A 15361-nucleotide genomic window follows, 5' to 3' on the forward strand; every position below is an offset into this window, starting at 1 on the left:
TATTCAGTAACTGCGTGTATATTCATTTTATATCTCATCCGGCGTTCATCTGTCAACGAATCGCGGCAGTCCGGAAGCTACGAGCGGACTGGGCCCAAGTATCGTCGTCCGGTTTGGACGAAGCACTAGACCGTTTCGGATGCAATCATCTCGAGAAAGAGAAGTGAACCATGGTCACTGCCCTCGACAAGTATGCGGATATGAAGCCCAACTGGGACTACCCAGTCATAATCGAGTCTCATATCAACGGCATTCGTACGAAAGAAATGAACCCGAACACCCCGATTTCCTATGACGAGATTGCGGAAGACGCAATTCGCTGCTGGGAAGCCGGGGCCGGTGCGATCCACGCCCACAACACCAGTTTCGACCTCATGGGCGAAGACGCGTATAAGGACTACATGCGCACATGGGACAAGGTGTTGCAGAAGCACCCTGACATCACCTGGTACCCCACGACCTGCAACAACCTCCGCCTCAAAGGCGACGAGAACGGCCTTCAGCACGTCCCCTTCCTCGTCGAGAAGGCAAACGTTCGGATTGCCTGTGTCGACACCGGGCTCACCCTATTCGCTACAGAAACGGATGCCGAGGGCTATCTCGTTGGCCCCGAATTCGGGTTCAACTACGAACGCGTTGGCAGTCAAATCAAGATGCTGCGTGCGCACGGCACTCCCATGGTCTTCGGCGTCTACGAACCAGGCCACCTTCGCCACGCCATGCACTACGTCAACAAGGGGCTCTCTACGCCGGGCTCCATGTGGGATTTCTACCTCATCGGGGATTACGGTCTCACTGCCACAGATCCCATCGGAACGAACGGCATGAAGCCAAGTCTTGAGAGCCTGTACTACTACCTCTGGATGATCGAGGAAGCGAAAGTCAAACACCCCTGGTACATCTCGATCTGGGGTCAGGGCGCCCTCGACGACACCTCGATCCTCCGCAGGGCGATCGAGCTCGGGGGCCACATCAAGACTGGACTGGAACTGTTTTATGATCCGGCTCGCAATCCGACAAACCTGGAGCTCCTGCAGCAGGCCCAGGAAATCGCCAGGGAAGTCGGCCGGCCTATTGCAACGCCGGAAGAGGCGAGGGCTTTGTACAACATTCGATGATGCACAACTGACGGGGGTATTTCGCGCCGCCCCCTGCGCTCGAATGCAAAACTATTTACGCACGAGCATCGTCAATATGGGTTATCTGCGGAAACGCCCATTCCGAGTGTCGCTGTTGGAGCCCGGTCACAAGCTCGTGCACGATTTCGTCGAGTGTCCCCTGGACTCCCTCGCCACGGACGCTCCCCAAACTCGAAGGCGACCAGTCAAGCTTCATTGCACCGTAGACCGCGTCGACAACTGGCCGCAGTCGCTCGGGTTTTTCCAGCACGATGCATGCGGTGAGCAGCCTGGCACTGCGCATGGCGCGCTGAGCGATTCCTACGACCTTCACCTGCCCTCGCGCGTTGACGCTATGGTCGCCCGCACAATATTCCCCGTCGACGGGACCGACTCGAGCGTCGAGGCCGAGGTCGCCCAAGACATCTCGAAAACAACCAGCTCCCGCTTCAAAGGCCGCAATGTGATCACGGTAGAACTTCAAGGGGGCCATGAGATCGATGATCAGGCACGTCTGGTCGTACGCCACTGCTCGTCCCCCCGCGAGGCGGATCACCGGATCAAAGCCGAACCCACGAGCCGCCGCGGAGGCTGCGGCGAATTCAGGCATCAAGCTTTCCCGTCGGCTGAATGCCACGGTGGGAATCGGGCGATAGGCCCTAATCCGAGCATGAGCGTTGTTGTCTCCTTCTTGCATCTCGCGGAGCACGCGTAAGGACTCATCGATGTCGTCTTGCGCTGTGTTGCCGACCCGACCCAGTGATAATTCCGGTACGCGAGTGAGCAACTTCTGGTTCACCTCCGTCATCACGTGCAGGACTCAAACTCTGAATCGGGGAAGAGGTGATCGATAGATTGTTCGATCAGCCGGCGGATGCGCTTCTGCACCGAGAGGTGCGTTCCATCAAGACCAACCTCAAGGGACTGGTGTGGGATCGCCATCCGTCGACCTCCTTGCCCCAGGGAACTGACCTAACCTAAACCCGGAGTCTAGAGTGAAATGGATATTCTTGCAACCGACGAATCTTGATACAATTACGTAACTGAGTGAGAGGAAAAGCTGTGGCTACTGACCTTGAACCGCGCCGGTTCATGACAAAGGTGGCGCGGATGTACTACACCCACGGCATTCGACAGATCGAGATCGCTTCGACCTTGGGAATATCGCAGGCCCGTGTCTCTCGGTTGCTTCAAGCCGCCGAGCACGCGAAAATCGTGCGAACGATTGTCGTCATCCCCGAGGGCCTGCACGCGGAGGTCGAAGAAGATCTCCAGAAGCGCTACGGCTTGTCTCAGGTTCACATCGTGGAGGCGCTGGATCCAAACGACGAGGCCGGCATCAATCGCGACCTCGGAGAGGCCGCCGCGCTCATCCTCTCGGCAATGCAGTTATCAGGGAAAACTATTGGCTTCACTTCATGGAGCCGGTCACTGCGTTCACTCGTGGCTACCCTCGAACCGTCGAAAAAAAAGAAGTCCGGTGCCACTCGCATCGTCGAGATGCTCGGGGACGTCGGCCCACCGCAGTCGCAGCATGATTCCACCCGTTCCACGCAGCGCTTTGCCGACCTGATCGGCGGGACTCCCCTGTTCATCCGCGCCCCTGGAGTTCTGTCTTCTGCGGAAGTGCGTGAAGCAATGATTAGCTACGACGCACACACCCGCGAAGCGATCGCGGCGTTGGATGAGTTGGATGTTGCCCTTGTCGGTATCGGTACCTGCAATATCGATGCACCGTTGGAACCGGGCGGCAACTTTTTCACAGTAGAACAATTCGCAATGGCAAAGTCGCTCGGCGCCGTCGGACAGATCAACCTCAGGTTCATCGACGCGGAGGGAATCCCGCTCGAAAGCGAGCTTGATTCCCTGGTGATCGGTGTGACCTTGGCCCAGCTTCCCGCTCAGGGCGGACGATTTGCCGTCGCTGGTGGAAGGTCGAAATACGAGGCTGTGCGCGCGGCCCTGCGCGGTCACTGGATCGACACCCTGATCACGGATATGGAAACGGCAGAGCGACTCCTGCAGGAGTAAACGCCGGTGAGCGGTGGCCCGCACCGCGAGTCGCCGCCGCCGTCACCGAATGCACGCTGTTAGAGCGGCGCTTCCAGTTTCGTCTTCAACGCCGCGAGGAACTCGGCCGCAACCGCGCCATCCAGGGCGCGGTGATCTGACGTCAGGGTCAATTCGGCGATCGGGCGCCAAGCCCCGCCATCCTCCGTCCAGACATTTCGTCGGATCGTGGCTCCAACCGCGAGGATCGCGGCCTGGGGCGCATTCACGATGGCATCGAAGCGGGTCACGCCGAGCATGCCGAGATTCGAAATCGTAAACGTGCCTCCGGTGATGTCGTCGCGCCCCAGTCCGCCGGAACGTGCACGGCCGACAATGTCGCGCCTGCGCTGAGCGATCTCTTCGAGATCCAACTGATCAGCGTTGTGAATAATCGGTACGGTCAGACCTTTCTCTGTGGCGACCGCTATTCCGACGTGAGCTCGGGGGAAAGATATGACCGCTTCGCCGTCGACGTGGACATTCACTGCCGGCACCACGGTCAGAGCATGCGCGGTTGCGCGAACAAGCACGTCAGTCACTGTCGCCCCCGGCACGACGACCTTGGCACGCGATGCCTCCGTCATGTCGACCTCCACCGTGAGGTGGAACACCGGCGCTTCCCACGCCGTGACCATGCGCCGCGCTGCGGTTCGACGCATGCCCTTCAGCTCGGTGCGCTGACCCTCGTCGAGATCGAGTGCTTGCGTCATCACGCCCGCGCTTCGGTCAAGACGGCGCTCGTCGAGGCGCCGGCACAGCCGTACTCGCGCATCTTTGCGATCGTCGCTTCGATCATCTGGCGCTTTCCTTCAGACAGGGCATCTTCGAGCTGGCGGTCACCGTGCGCCCAGGTCTCTTCAATACCGCGGCGAAAGGCATGGCGCAGATCGGTATCGGCGTTCAGCTTGTGCACACCAGCCGCGATCGCGGCGCTGATATCCGACTCCGGCACTCCCGACGCTCCGTGCAGAACGAGGGGAACACCCGTCACATCCCGAATACGCTGGATTCGTTCGATGTCCAGGGGCAGGGGGGCACCGGACGTGATGCCGTGCATCACGCCTGCCGAGATCGCCAGGAAGTCGACGCCGGTTTCCGCGACGAATCTTTCGGCTTCGTCGACGTTGGTGTAGTGCGCCGACCAGTCGATACCGTTGGATGCATCGGGAATGCTGCCCAGTTCGGCTTCCACCGGAATGCCGAATGAATGTGCGACCTGAACGACGTAGCGGGTAGTTTTCAAGTTTTCTTCGAACGGGAGGTGGGAGCCGTCGAACATGATCGAGTCAAATCCGAGACGCACGGCTTCGAAGACCTCGTCGTAGGTACCGTGGTCGAGGTGGATGACCGCATCCGCTCCCGTACCGTCGAGTTCATGACGGGTCATGCGGTACGCGGCCTCGAGGCCCAGGTGAGGAACGATCGCCCGCCCGACCTGCAGGAACACTGGTGATTGAGCGCGAATCGACGCTTCGATCAGTGCTTGCGTGGTCTCAGGGTTGTGCATATTGAAACCACCTACTGCATAGCCGCCTGCTCGGGCGCGGGCAACATAGTTTTCGGCTGTCTTCGTGGTCATCATGATCCTCTCGGTTGGTTCAGTTGCGAGACCAGCACGTCAGTGCGCGGCCAGTATCGGGACAGATTTTGGAACCGTCCCGTTAGTCGGGTGAGGCGGTGCCGGCGGCATCATGCGGGCGGAACGCACAGCGGCCTGCCAACCGCCGTAGAGCTGGTCGCGACGATCGCTGCTCATACGAGGCTCGAATACTCGCTCCGCGCGCCATGTCTCGCGCACGAGATCTTGCGCGTTCCACAGACCCATTTCTGCCCCGGCGATATAAGCGACTCCGAGAGCGGTGCGTTCGAGGCCCTCCGGCCGAACAACCGGCATGCCGAGGATGTCTGCTTGGAACTGGCACAGGAAGTTGTTGCAGACTGCTTTTCCATCTACCTTCAGTGACGTCACGTTCATACCGCCGGCGCGCAACGCGTCAAGATTGTCGCGCGTCTGGTACGCCATGGCTTCAAGCGCCGCGCGAACGATTTGGTCGATGCCCGTGTCAAGGGTCAATCCAAAAATTGATGCGCGGACGTCTTTGTCCCAGTACGGGTCGCAGAGGCCGGCGAATGCGGGAACAAAGTAGACGCCCTGGGTGTCTGTGACCCGTTCTGCGATGCGCTCCATCTCCGCTATGGATCCAACTGCGCGCATCTTGTCACGCAGCCAATGCAGTGTCTGCCCGCTGTGGAATACCACCCCTTCGACTTCGTAGCTGGTGAGCCCAGGAATGTTCATCGCCACGCTGGTGGTCATTCCGGGCAGGAGCAGAGGGCTGCTCCCGACATTGGCGACGAGCACGCCAGCGGTTCCGAATGTGTTCTTGACGGAACCCTCGTCGAAGCATCCCTGCCCAAAGAGCCCGGCCTGTTGATCAGCGATGATCGCCTGGATGGGTATGTAATGGCCGGCACCGCCGGGCAGAATGCCGGGGTCAAGGTAGCCAAAGTGCGAATTGGAGGGACGCACCTCGGGGAGAAGCTCCTGAGGGATTCCGTAGACGTCGCACAGTCGGTCGTCCCACACGAGTTCGTCGATGTTGAGCAGTGCCGTTCGCGACGCTGATGTCGCATCGGTGACGTGCTCACGCCCGCCCGTGAGGTTCCAGACAAGCCAGGTGTCGACTGTTCCGGCAGCGTAGGCGCCCGTGCCGGCAAGTGCTTTAAGTTCCGGAACATTCTCGATGAACCAGGCCAGTTTGGGGGCTGAGAAAAACGAGTCGTTCCGGAGCCCGGTGCGCGTGCGGATCTCGGCGTCGAGCCCCAGGTCTGACCAGCGCTGCACGATCTCATCGGTCTGATGCGAAGACCACATGATCGCGTTATGAACGGGGATGGAGGTGGAACGATTCCAGATCAGACAGGTCTCCCGGTGAGTTGTCACCCCGACCGTTGCGATATCGCGCGCCGTCAGGCCCGACCGGGCCATGACCTCGTCGATCGCTGCCCGCATCGCAGTCCACAGCTGGGCCGGATCAAGCTCGACCCAGCCGTGGTTGGGAAAAAGGGGCGTGAGTGAATTTGATGCCTCCGCGACGATCCGCCCGTCCGTATCGACGAGTACGGCCCGCGCGCTGCTCGACCCTTCGTCGAGCGCGAGTACATAGCGGCCTGTCATAGGTCTGCCCCGCTCTGGAGGGCGACGTCGTCGACGGTCAACCCACTTTCCCGTTCTCCGGATGTCACGCGAACGGGAATTTGCGCTGCGGGTCGGCCGGGGACTGCCAGGTGGCCGAGCCATTCAACGTAGCCCTCGATCTCATTCTGGATACGGTCTTCATCCCAGCCGTTGATCGCCGCCATGATCGTCGCGATCCGCTCGGCGCCCTCGATGCCGTGATCCGGTTCAAACGCCAGCAGGAGACGTCTCGCCATGACGTCTGTGAGAGTTCGGGCGAATTCTTCGGTGATGGCGAAGACCACTTCAGCAGCCAGAGCCCCCGACTTCTCGTCGACGATCTCAGCGAGACTGGAATCGTCACTCACGAGAGCCACTATGTTCGCTGCCCGCACTCCGTACAGACCGAGGAGGCGCTTCGCCACTAGAGGTGGCAGAGCGCCGTTCGCGATGAACGCCTTCGAGAACGTCTCATAGTTTGCGACTCGAGCACCAGGAAGTGGACTGGTCAGAGTGATTGTTTTGACCTTCTTGGCGCCCAGACTGCGAAGCGCCAGGTCGACGGCGTCTTCTGAGAGCTGCCGAAACGTCGTGAGCTTACCCCCGATGACGGAAAAGAGGCCCTCGACGCCGTCTTCAGCGTGGTCGTGGATGATGTGACTGCGCGGAATCTTCCATTCGGGCACACCGGGAGCGTAGGGCAGTGGTCGCACTCCGCTATACGTGTAAAGAACATCGTTGGTACTCAGTTTTGCGCCCGGTACCAGAGTGTTGACCTCGTTGAGAAGGTAGTCGATTTCCGATTGTTCTGCGCGAGCAGAGTCTGGCTCCTCGTCGTAGAGGTTGTCTGTGCACCCGATGAGGTATCTGCCCATCCACGGTATGACGAGGACCAGACGGCCATCGGCCTGCGACTCGTAGTACACGACGTCGCGCGGCGCCCCGGGGAAGGGCGCCACGACGATATGGCTGCCTTTGGAGCCGCCGATGAATCGGGGTGAGCTGACTCCCCCAAAATCAGCCAGCAGGCGGTCGACCCACGGTCCAGCGGCGTTCATGACCACGCGTCCGCGCACGGAATGACGTTCTCCCGTCATTGAATCGGTGTACTCGACGCCGGTCACTCGAGAATCGGACTTCAACAGCCCATCGACTCGGGAGTGGGTGACGATGTCGGCCCCGTCACTTTTAGCTGCTACCGCCAGTTCAACACAGAGGCGCTCAGCATATTCAACCTGACCGTCGATGAAGACCGCGGAACCGGTCAGTCCGGCAGGTTCCATCCCGGTGAAGCGGGACAGCACCGCGCGCTTCGTCAGAATGCTGTGGTTGGGTTGCTTCTTGTCCCACGAGAGTACGTCGTAGGCGATCATGCCGAGGCGGATCAACCACGACGGCCGCTTGTTGCGGGCATAGAAAGGCATGAGAAGCGGCACAGGCTTTACCAGGTGGGGAGCGAGCTTGAAGAGGCGCTCGCGCTCCTTCAGGGATTCGCGAACCAGGGCGAAGTCCTTATGCTCCAGGTATCGGAGACCCCCGTGAATGAGTCGCCCCGACCACGCGGACACGCCGCTGCAAATATCTTCCTGGTCGATGACAATCGTTCGCAAGCCTCGCGCAGCAGCGTCGCGCGCAATGCCGAGTCCATTAATGCCAGCACCCACGACGACGAGGTCGTAGGGTGCGCGGGTGTCGCCGGCGTTCGCTAAAGATGCACTCATGGCTCCTCCTCTTTCGTTGTTTTCGTTGAGGCCCGCGTTTAGTCGGTTTCGATCACAGCGAGGATGGTGCGGACCTCGACTGAGGAACCTTCCTCGACCAAGATCTCAACCAGGGTTCCCGTGGCAGGTGACTCGAGGGTTTCCTCAACCTTCTCCGCCTCGACCTCCGCCAGAGGTTCGTCTTCATCGACGTGGTCGCCCACCTTCTTGAGCCACTCGACGATTGCCCCTTCACTCATTCCCATTCCCCACTGGGGAAGCAACACATCTATACGCGCCATTTGGTTCCTCTTTCGTTATTAAACTGCGGCTGCGACCGGCTGAAGCGCCGGCAGGTCAACGACGCGCCGAATGGCGGCCGCAATGGTGGCTTTCGTCGGGTACATCTGCTTTTCGAGCGAGGGGCTAAAGGGAATTTGCATGTCCGGTGCCGTCACACGAATAATCGGGGCTTTGAGAGAATCAAAGATTTCTTCCGCGACGAGCGCACTGATCTCTGCCGCTGCACCGCAGGTGCGGTGCGCCGGCTCGGCTACCACCAAGCGCCCAGTCTTTGCCACCGACCGCAAAATGGCGTCACGGTCGAGTGGAACGAGCGTTCTCGGATCAATGACCTCGACGGACACGCCTTCCTGTGCGAGTTCTTCCGCTGCAGCCACGGCCTCTGGTACTGAGCTCGAGATAGCGACGACGGTGACGTCCGTTCCTTCCCGCGCCGTGCGTGCGACCCCAAGCGGAATCCAAAACTCGTTCTCGTCGACGTCCTCCTTTGCACTCCACAGGAGGCAGGCTTCGAAGCTGAGGATTGGGTCGTCGGAGTCGACCGCGGAGCGGAGCAGCCCTTTTGCGTCTGCGGGCGTGGCAGGGGCAATGATTTTCAGTCCGGGGACGTTCATGAACATCGGGTACGGACGGTCCGAGTGGTGCGCGCCGGTGTTCAGTCCGTAGAACATGGCGGAGCGGAAGACTACGGGCATCGAGGCCTGGCCGCCGAACATGTACCGGTTTTTCGCCACCTGGTTCACGAACTGGTCCATGGCCATATAAAGGAAGCTCGAGTAGGAGAGGTCGACTATCGGGCGCAGCCCGGTCATCGCAGCACCAGCGGCCGCGCCAACAATGCCCTCCTCGGAGATCGGGGTATTGCGAATGCGGTTCTTGCCATACCGCTGCAGAAAATCACCCTTATCGCTGCGGGATTTGCCGCCGCCGGTAGTGCCATAGACATTCGCTTCGACATCTTCGCCGATGATGATGACGCGCTCGTCGGCGTCCATGGCCTCGCGCTGGGCTGCGCCGATAGCACCCAAATAGCTCATCACAGTCATGCTGCGGACTCCTTGTCGGTGTAGAGGTCGTCGAAGGCGACCGAGAGATCGGGGTAGGGACTCGCGTCCGAGAACGCGACAGCCGCGTCGACCTCGGCGAGCGCAGTGGCCTGGAGGCCATCGAGCTCATCGTCAGAGAATCCGTGAGATGCCAGATAGTGACGAAAGAGGATGATGGGATCCTTCTTCAACCAGGCTTCGCGCTCACCTGCGTCTCGGTAGTCCGTGCCTAGTCTCAGCCCTTCGGAGTGTTCGTTGTACCGGTAGGTCATGACCTCTACCAGTGTGGGACCGTCCCCGGCGCGCGCCCGTGCTACCGCTTCGGAGACCGCGTCGTAGACAGCCAGAACATCCTGTCCTTCTTCAACTCTGATTCCGGGCATCCCGAATCCAGCGGCGCGTTCGGAAATGATGCCCGATGTTACTGTGTGTGCCGGAGTGCTGAGCGCGTATTGGTTGTTTTCGCACAGAAAGATCATCGGGAGGTCCCACACGCCGGCCATGTTCATCGACTCGTAGAGGACCCCCTGATTGGCGGCTCCATCGCCGAAGAAGGCGAGCGCTACTTTGCCGTTGTTCAGCACCTTCGACGACAGGGCTGCTCCATTGGCAATCGGGATGGACGACCCCACAATGCCGGACTCACCAAGACTTCCTACCGCGAAATCAGCGAGGTGGAGCGAGCCACCCTTGCCTTTACAGACGCCCGTCGCCTTGCCTGCAAGTTCAGCCATGAGAGGGCCGAGCGGTGAGCCTTTTCCGATGGGGTGCCCGTGGCTGCGGTGGTTTCCACTCATGTAGTCACCGGCACCGAGGGCCATCGTGGCGCCGACAACCTGCGCTTCTTGCCCGATGCTGGTGTGAACAGTGCCGGGAATGTGGCCGCGTTTCACCATCTTGGATGCGCGCTCATCGAACGCTCGGATTCTCAACATTCGCAGCTGCATTTCACGCAGGGTATCGCGTGCCAGTTCGGCCATTGGGAACCGCCTTTCTCTCGACTTCTTCGTCTGCGTTCACGAGTGAATATTCATTCGTGTTATGAAACTCTATGCTACGCATTTCTGTGTCCCACTGCAAGCGATTTTGATGGGACATCAGACCAACCGAGTTCATGCCGTACAGCCGCCGGAATGACATGGTCCACTCGGTCAAGAATGTAAGTGGGCTGGTCCGCTGCAGCAGTGCGCGCCACCGAGTCGAGGTCGGCGTCTCCGGTGAGCACGAGCGCGGAGTCCATCCGGGCATCCACGGCCATTTTCACATCTGTGTAGAGTCGATCTCCCGTCATAAGGCATTGCTCAGGCCGTAGCCCCAGGGTTGCCATCACCGTTTCCAGCATGATGACGCTGGGCTTACCGGCGTTGGCGACGCAGGACACACCGGTGCACGCCTCGATCGCCGCGACGATCGCCGCCGCGTCAGGTTCACCGCGGCCACCAGGAAACGGGCAATAGCGATCCAGGTTGGTCGCCACCAGGATCGCATCCCGCTTCCACAATGCGTCGAATGCGATTTGAAGCTTGGAATAGTCGAACCCTCGGTCATAGCTTGCCAAGACGATGTCTATCTCAGCGGGGTTAGACGACGTCGGGATTCCCGCATCCTGCAGCGCCGTGATCAGCGGTTGTTCAGCAATCGGGTAGACCGTTTTGCCGGGGTGTTCACGCCTGAGCCAGGCGACCATGCTCACCACTGAGTTGACAACCTCCTCGGGCGCAACCTGAATGCCGAGTTTCGTGAGTTTGGATACGTACATTGCCCGGTCGAGCGTTGGGTTGTTCGAGAGAAACACCACTCGACGTTTCGTCTCCCGGAGGTGCGTCAAAAGCTGGAGCGCTCCGGGAAGAAGCTCCTCGCCCAGATAGATGGTGCCGTCCAGGTCGAACAGGTAGGCGTCGTAGACCCGTTCGGGCAGCGCCCGCGGTGCGTCGTCATCCGTCTGCGCCGCGGGCAAGCTCAGGCTGGTCGCCGTCGTCTCACTCACGCCATCACTTCGATCCGGTCGTGGAAGAAGGAGCGGAACGCGGGATAGATCGCTGCGTATCGGCGGTAGAGCGCTTCGTAGTCGTCGGCCGCTTTCGGGTCGGGTTCATATCGAAACTCGGTGGCGCTCATGGCCTCGGCGGCGTGGCGGATGCTGGGAAAAAGTCCCGCCCCGAAGGCTGCGAGCATGCCGGCACCCAGACAGGTTGTCTCCCTCTGGCGCGACAAGACAACGGGCCGGCGCAGAACATCCGCGATTATCTGACACCAGAGCGGGCATTGCGAGCCGCCTCCCATAGCGACGAACTCTTCCACAGTGTCCCCCGTTGCTTGCTCAACCTGGTCTTGACTCAGCCGCAGTTCGAAGGCCACGCCCTCGAGGACGGCGCGATAGATGTGGGCGCGACGGTGCACGCCCTGAAGGCCCACCATGATGCCGCGGGCTTCATGGTCCCAGTACGGCGTGAGCGCTCCGTTCCAGTAGGGGACAACATACAGGCCGTCACTGCCGCGAGGCACGACCGCCGCTTCGGACTCGAGGGTCGCCTCGACCCCGCCGCCAAACTCCTCCGAACAATGAGTGAACGTATCGATGAACCAGGAGATCATGTACGTTCCGGCCCCCACGAAGGTCTCGTACGTGAAGCTGCCCGGTATCGTACCCAGCATCGCTCGATACGCCCTGTCGGGCTGGTACTGAGAGGAATACGTTCCAGAGATCAGGCCAGTGCCGATATTGAGGTATGCCCGCCCCGGCGCCGCGACCCCCGCGCCGAGGCCGGCGCACTGTCCGTCACCGGCTCCCGCGACGATGAGCGTGCCAGGGAGCAGACCGAGAAGCTCTGCGGCATCGACGGTGAGGCCTCCGATGACGTCTCCGGGAAAGTGCAGGGTCGACAGTTGAGAGCGGTCGAGACCGAGGTGTGTCAGAACGGCTGGGTCGTAGTCGCCGGTTCGAATGTCGACGAGGCCGGTCGGGTCCATACTTGCTGTCGAGGTCGCCCAGAGGTCGGTCATGCAGTGCACCAGATAGCCATGCACCTCGACGACGTGCGCCGTACGACGCAAATTCTCGGGTTCATGCTCGGCCATCCAGAGCAATTTATAGTACGAAACGGTTGTGTTCGGTGGCTTACCGGTGCGGTCGTGTATGTCGGCCGAACCAAACCGGTCCACTTGCTCGCCGGCCCGGGAATCGAGCCACAGCATCGCGGGTCGTACGGCTTCGCCATCGTCGTCGAGGCACACGAAACTCTCGCGCTGGTGGGTTACGGTCAGGGAAACAACACGGCTGAGGTCGAGGCCCGCGACGGCACTGCGCACCGCGCTTTGCATGGCTGTCCACCATTGGCGCGGATCTTGTTCGCCGCGCCCCGGCGCGGGGATACTCAAGTCAAGTTCGGCCCGCCCGCTGGCAACCTCGGCGCCATGCACGTTCCAGACACTCGCTTTCGCGCCGGTGGTTGAGCAGTCCACCGCGATGACCACGCGCTCATCGCTCATGACGTCGGCTCACTCTCCGCCTGAAAGGCCTGCTCAATCACCACGTCCACGTCGGCCGGCGTCCACCAACCGAGGAGGAAGAGCAGGTCGATGACCGTGAAGCGGTCGCGCATGAAAAGGCAATTCGCGACAGCCCACCGCCAGATGTCCGGGGTGACCCATTCGACAAGGTCACCCGGCGTTGTGGGTGAGCCCGCAGCAAGCAGACCGGCAGACAACGACGCGGGCGTGGGGACCGTGGCAGCAATCGCGACGTCATCGGAGACCGCGTTGGCGACGAGGCCCTTCATACGCTCCGGGTCGGCGTTCCACGCCTTGATCTTGCGGGCGTAATCGGACCAGCATTCCTCACCGCGACCGCCGGTCTCGTCGCAGACATCGAACGCTCGTTTCACCTGCTGTTCGAGGTCGCTCGCAGCGGGGAAACGTACTGTGAACTCACCCTCGGCCACTCGGCGGCGCAAGAGGTCCCACGCTGCGGACGCAACCTGCGTTGCAACGCCAACCTGAGCTCCGTGGAGGCCGATCGGCAAATTGTGGGCGGCGGCATACATGTCGAGCATGTGCGAAACGACGTGTTCAACACCGGAGAGGCAGGCCGTGGTACCCGCAATCCCTGTGCCCATTCCACGAATGGCGAGCATCCGGGTCAGGTCGAGCACGGCTCCGGGGGCACCCTCGGCGAGGCCGTCCGCCCAGGTGGCGGGGTCGCCGGCGAACTCGAGCAGGAAATCCCTCGGGGTCAGCCGAAAACTGTTGTCGAAGCCCAAGCGGTTGGCGAGTTCCCAGTCAGCAGGAGCGGTGTAGAGCGAGAGTACCTCCCCAAAACCGGCAGTGTTCATGGCAACGGGTGCGTCTGCGATTGTCGTGGTGTCGGCGAGCACGACGTCGGGCCACCGGGATGGGATAGTGCGCTTCACCCCATTGCGCAGGACCACCGAGACGTTGTCGGTAAAGCCGTCGACGGATGCTGCGGTTTGCACGATCACGAGCGGGATTCCTCCCAAGCGATCGGTGGCCACTTTCCCGATGTCGGAAATAGTGCCACTACCGATCGCGACGGCGCAGTCATAACCTTTGATAGCAGCCGTCGCAGTTTCGAGCGCGTCTTCGTCGGCGTGCAGCTGACCCCCGTGGCCGAGCACGACAATCTCGATCGTGAACGCTTCGGCAAGGAGCTCGCACAGTTGCTGCTTCAGGTCACGGCCGTCGCGCAGGATGGCCGTCTCGTCGACCAGCACTGCGACTCGACGCGTTCCGGTCGGTCCATCGGCTACCAGGCTTTTCACCGCTGGGACTAAATCGAAGCTGGCTTGGGGCGAGATCACCAGGGCCCGGATACCGAGCGGAACCAGGTCGACAGCGTCGGCCGTTGAGGCGATGACCGCGCGGATCGCGTCGAGGTCTGTGGGATCGGTGATTGAGGCGAATGTACTCATGTGTGCCTTCTGCTCGACTTTCGGTCAGTGAGTACCGCGGCGGCGATAACGGCGCCAATAACCACGGGCTGGAGGTTGGCGGAGACGTTCAGAAGCGACATTCCGTTGTTCAGGACTCCGATGATGAGGAGTCCGACGAACGTGCCGAGGAGACTGCCCGACCCGCCAGAGAGGCTGGCACCGCCGATGACCACTACGGCGATAACGTTCAGGAGGTCAGCTGCGCCAGCGGTGGGCTGAGCGGAGTCAAGTCGTGATGTGACCAGGAGGCCTGCTACTGCCGCTAATAATCCGGCGATGGTATAGACCAAGATTTTGGCGCGGCGCACGGGAAGTCCGGAAAGTCGAGCCACCTCCTCATTTCCGCCGATCGCATAGAGCGCACGGCCCGACGGACGGAACTTGAGCCAGAATGCCGCGATGGCGAATATCGCGACGAGAATAACGCCCTCGATAGGGACGCCGAGAATGCTGGTAGCTGTGATCGCAATGAACCAGTCGGGAAACCCCGTGATGGGGTTGCCATTCGTGATGAACAACGCGAGGCCAGCCGCTGCGGACATAGTTGCCAGCGTTGCGATGAACGGTTGCAGTTTGCCGTAGGCGGTCAGGATGCCGTTGATGAGGCCGACGAGGGCGCCTACGATAAGGCCCGCGAGGAGCGCGACCTCGAAAGGCCAACCGGCCATTTTGTACATTGCGGCCATGGACATTGAGCTGAGCGCCAGCACGGAGCCAACGGAAAGGTCGATACCTCCCAGGAGGATGATCAGTAGCGCTCCGACCGACATGACGCCGACCGCTGAAACCTGGCTCAGGATATTGAGCAAGTTGCGAGGGGTCAGGAAGTACGGGGATAGGAATGAGAGTGCGACGAATATCACGATCAGGCCGATCAGAGGACCGGGAATTTGGCTCATTATTCGCCGGAACCGGCTCGTGTTGACGGACGCAGCAGACGCAGGCGCGACCTCGCCGTGGGCGGGAGAAGAGTCTGGCCGAGGCGGCGTGACGTTGCGGTCGATTATGGCCATGG

General features: G+C 60.9%; 15 protein-coding genes. 2 read left to right on the forward strand and 13 right to left on the reverse strand.

From position 1 onward, the window contains the following. Positions 1–170: 170 nt before the first annotated feature. The gene (locus E3T38_RS07225) at positions 171–1118 is read left to right on the forward strand and encodes a 3-keto-5-aminohexanoate cleavage protein (RefSeq protein ID WP_134547482.1); all 948 of its coding nucleotides are present in this window, start codon (positions 171–173) and stop codon (positions 1116–1118) included. Positions 1119–1173: 55 nt separating this feature from the next. Here the strand turns inward: E3T38_RS07225 and E3T38_RS07230 are convergent, their stop codons facing one another. Together E3T38_RS07230 and E3T38_RS17305 are read right to left on the reverse strand one after the other, a co-directional pair. Continuing rightward, on the reverse strand, positions 1174–1647 hold the full coding sequence (locus tag E3T38_RS07230) for a hypothetical protein (protein WP_134547484.1): 474 nt from the start codon (positions 1645–1647) through the stop codon (positions 1174–1176). Positions 1648–1925: 278 nt separating this feature from the next. After that, positions 1926–2060: a hypothetical protein gene (locus E3T38_RS17305; RefSeq protein WP_255452736.1), complete on the reverse strand. Its 135-nt coding sequence runs from the start codon at positions 2058–2060 to the stop codon at positions 1926–1928. A gap of 120 nt (positions 2061–2180) precedes the next feature. Here E3T38_RS17305 and E3T38_RS07235 point away from each other — a divergent pair, with 120 nt between their 5' ends. Beyond that, complete coding sequence (locus E3T38_RS07235; RefSeq protein WP_134547486.1) at positions 2181–3149, forward strand: sugar-binding transcriptional regulator; 969 nt, start codon at positions 2181–2183, stop codon at positions 3147–3149. 59 nt (positions 3150–3208) lie between these two features. On the opposite strand, the gene E3T38_RS07240 is transcribed toward E3T38_RS07235, so the two are convergent. From E3T38_RS07240 to E3T38_RS07290, 11 genes are all read right to left on the reverse strand, one after another. Next, entirely contained in the window at positions 3209–3880 is a 672-nt protein-coding gene (locus E3T38_RS07240) for a 2-oxo acid dehydrogenase subunit E2 (RefSeq protein ID WP_134547541.1), read from the reverse strand. Continuing rightward, positions 3880–4749, reverse strand: coding sequence for a class II fructose-bisphosphate aldolase (locus E3T38_RS07245; protein ID WP_134547488.1), 870 nt, complete (start codon positions 4747–4749; stop codon positions 3880–3882). The genes E3T38_RS07240 and E3T38_RS07245 overlap by 1 nt, the downstream gene beginning before the upstream one ends. Before the next feature lie 39 nt (positions 4750–4788). Then, complete coding sequence (locus E3T38_RS07250) at positions 4789–6348, reverse strand: glycerol kinase GlpK (protein ID WP_166805463.1); 1560 nt, start codon at positions 6346–6348, stop codon at positions 4789–4791. Continuing rightward, complete coding sequence (gene glpD, locus E3T38_RS07255; RefSeq protein WP_134547492.1) at positions 6345–8069, reverse strand: glycerol-3-phosphate dehydrogenase; 1725 nt, start codon at positions 8067–8069, stop codon at positions 6345–6347. The genes E3T38_RS07250 and glpD overlap by 4 nt, the downstream gene beginning before the upstream one ends. Positions 8070–8107: 38 nt before the next feature. Beyond that, positions 8108–8350 carry a biotin/lipoyl-containing protein gene (locus E3T38_RS07260; protein ID WP_104126184.1) on the reverse strand — a complete coding sequence of 81 codons (243 nt, stop codon included), beginning with the start codon at positions 8348–8350 and terminating at the stop codon, positions 8108–8110. Positions 8351–8368: 18 nt separating this feature from the next. Continuing rightward, positions 8369–9397 carry an alpha-ketoacid dehydrogenase subunit beta gene (locus E3T38_RS07265; RefSeq protein ID WP_134547494.1) on the reverse strand — a complete coding sequence of 343 codons (1029 nt, stop codon included), beginning with the start codon at positions 9395–9397 and terminating at the stop codon, positions 8369–8371. After that, positions 9394–10377, reverse strand: a complete 984-nt coding sequence (locus E3T38_RS07270; RefSeq protein ID WP_198417326.1) for a thiamine pyrophosphate-dependent dehydrogenase E1 component subunit alpha — start codon at positions 10375–10377, stop codon at positions 9394–9396. The genes E3T38_RS07265 and E3T38_RS07270 overlap by 4 nt, the downstream gene beginning before the upstream one ends. 74 nt (positions 10378–10451) lie before the next feature. Beyond that, positions 10452–11384 (reverse strand): HAD-IIA family hydrolase, encoded by a 933-nt coding sequence (locus E3T38_RS07275; protein WP_241984351.1) that lies wholly within the window; start codon positions 11382–11384, stop codon positions 10452–10454. Next, a complete protein-coding gene (locus E3T38_RS07280) occupies positions 11381–12886 on the reverse strand; it encodes an FGGY-family carbohydrate kinase (RefSeq protein ID WP_134547496.1) in 1506 nt (501 codons plus the stop codon). Before E3T38_RS07280 ends, E3T38_RS07275 begins: the two co-directional genes overlap by 4 nt. After that, complete coding sequence (locus tag E3T38_RS07285; protein ID WP_134547498.1) at positions 12883–14325, reverse strand: iron-containing alcohol dehydrogenase; 1443 nt, start codon at positions 14323–14325, stop codon at positions 12883–12885. The genes E3T38_RS07280 and E3T38_RS07285 overlap by 4 nt, the downstream gene beginning before the upstream one ends. Then, positions 14322–15359, reverse strand: a complete 1038-nt coding sequence (locus E3T38_RS07290) for an ABC transporter permease (protein ID WP_134547500.1) — start codon at positions 15357–15359, stop codon at positions 14322–14324. Before E3T38_RS07290 ends, E3T38_RS07285 begins: the two co-directional genes overlap by 4 nt. Between the last annotated feature and the right edge of the window lie 2 nt (positions 15360–15361).

Source organism: Cryobacterium sp. Hb1 (genome assembly GCF_004403585.1).
Classification (GTDB): domain Bacteria; phylum Actinomycetota; class Actinomycetes; order Actinomycetales; family Microbacteriaceae; genus Cryobacterium; species Cryobacterium lyxosi.

Excerpts from the sequence above, each read along its gene's own strand:
- E3T38_RS07225 (WP_134547482.1), top strand. The coding sequence starts at position 171 with ATGGTCACTGCCCTCGACAAGTATGCGGATATGAAGCCCAACTGGGAC.
- E3T38_RS17305 (WP_255452736.1), bottom strand. The coding sequence starts at position 2,060 with ATGGCGATCCCACACCAGTCCCTTGAGGTTGGTCTTGATGGAACGCAC.
- E3T38_RS07240 (WP_134547541.1), bottom strand. The coding sequence starts at position 3,880 with ATGACGCAAGCACTCGATCTCGACGAGGGTCAGCGCACCGAGCTGAAG.
- E3T38_RS07245 (WP_134547488.1), bottom strand. The coding sequence starts at position 4,749 with ATGACCACGAAGACAGCCGAAAACTATGTTGCCCGCGCCCGAGCAGGC.
- E3T38_RS07250 (WP_166805463.1), bottom strand. The coding sequence starts at position 6,348 with ATGACAGGCCGCTATGTACTCGCGCTCGACGAAGGGTCGAGCAGCGCG.
- glpD (WP_134547492.1), bottom strand. The coding sequence starts at position 8,069 with ATGAGTGCATCTTTAGCGAACGCCGGCGACACCCGCGCACCCTACGAC.
- E3T38_RS07260 (WP_104126184.1), bottom strand. The coding sequence starts at position 8,350 with ATGGCGCGTATAGATGTGTTGCTTCCCCAGTGGGGAATGGGAATGAGT.
- E3T38_RS07265 (WP_134547494.1), bottom strand. The coding sequence starts at position 9,397 with ATGACTGTGATGAGCTATTTGGGTGCTATCGGCGCAGCCCAGCGCGAG.
- E3T38_RS07270 (WP_198417326.1), bottom strand. The coding sequence starts at position 10,377 with ATGGCCGAACTGGCACGCGATACCCTGCGTGAAATGCAGCTGCGAATG.
- E3T38_RS07280 (WP_134547496.1), bottom strand. The coding sequence starts at position 12,886 with ATGAGCGATGAGCGCGTGGTCATCGCGGTGGACTGCTCAACCACCGGC.
- E3T38_RS07285 (WP_134547498.1), bottom strand. The coding sequence starts at position 14,325 with ATGAGTACATTCGCCTCAATCACCGATCCCACAGACCTCGACGCGATC.
- E3T38_RS07290 (WP_134547500.1), bottom strand. The coding sequence starts at position 15,359 with ATGGCCATAATCGACCGCAACGTCACGCCGCCTCGGCCAGACTCTTCT.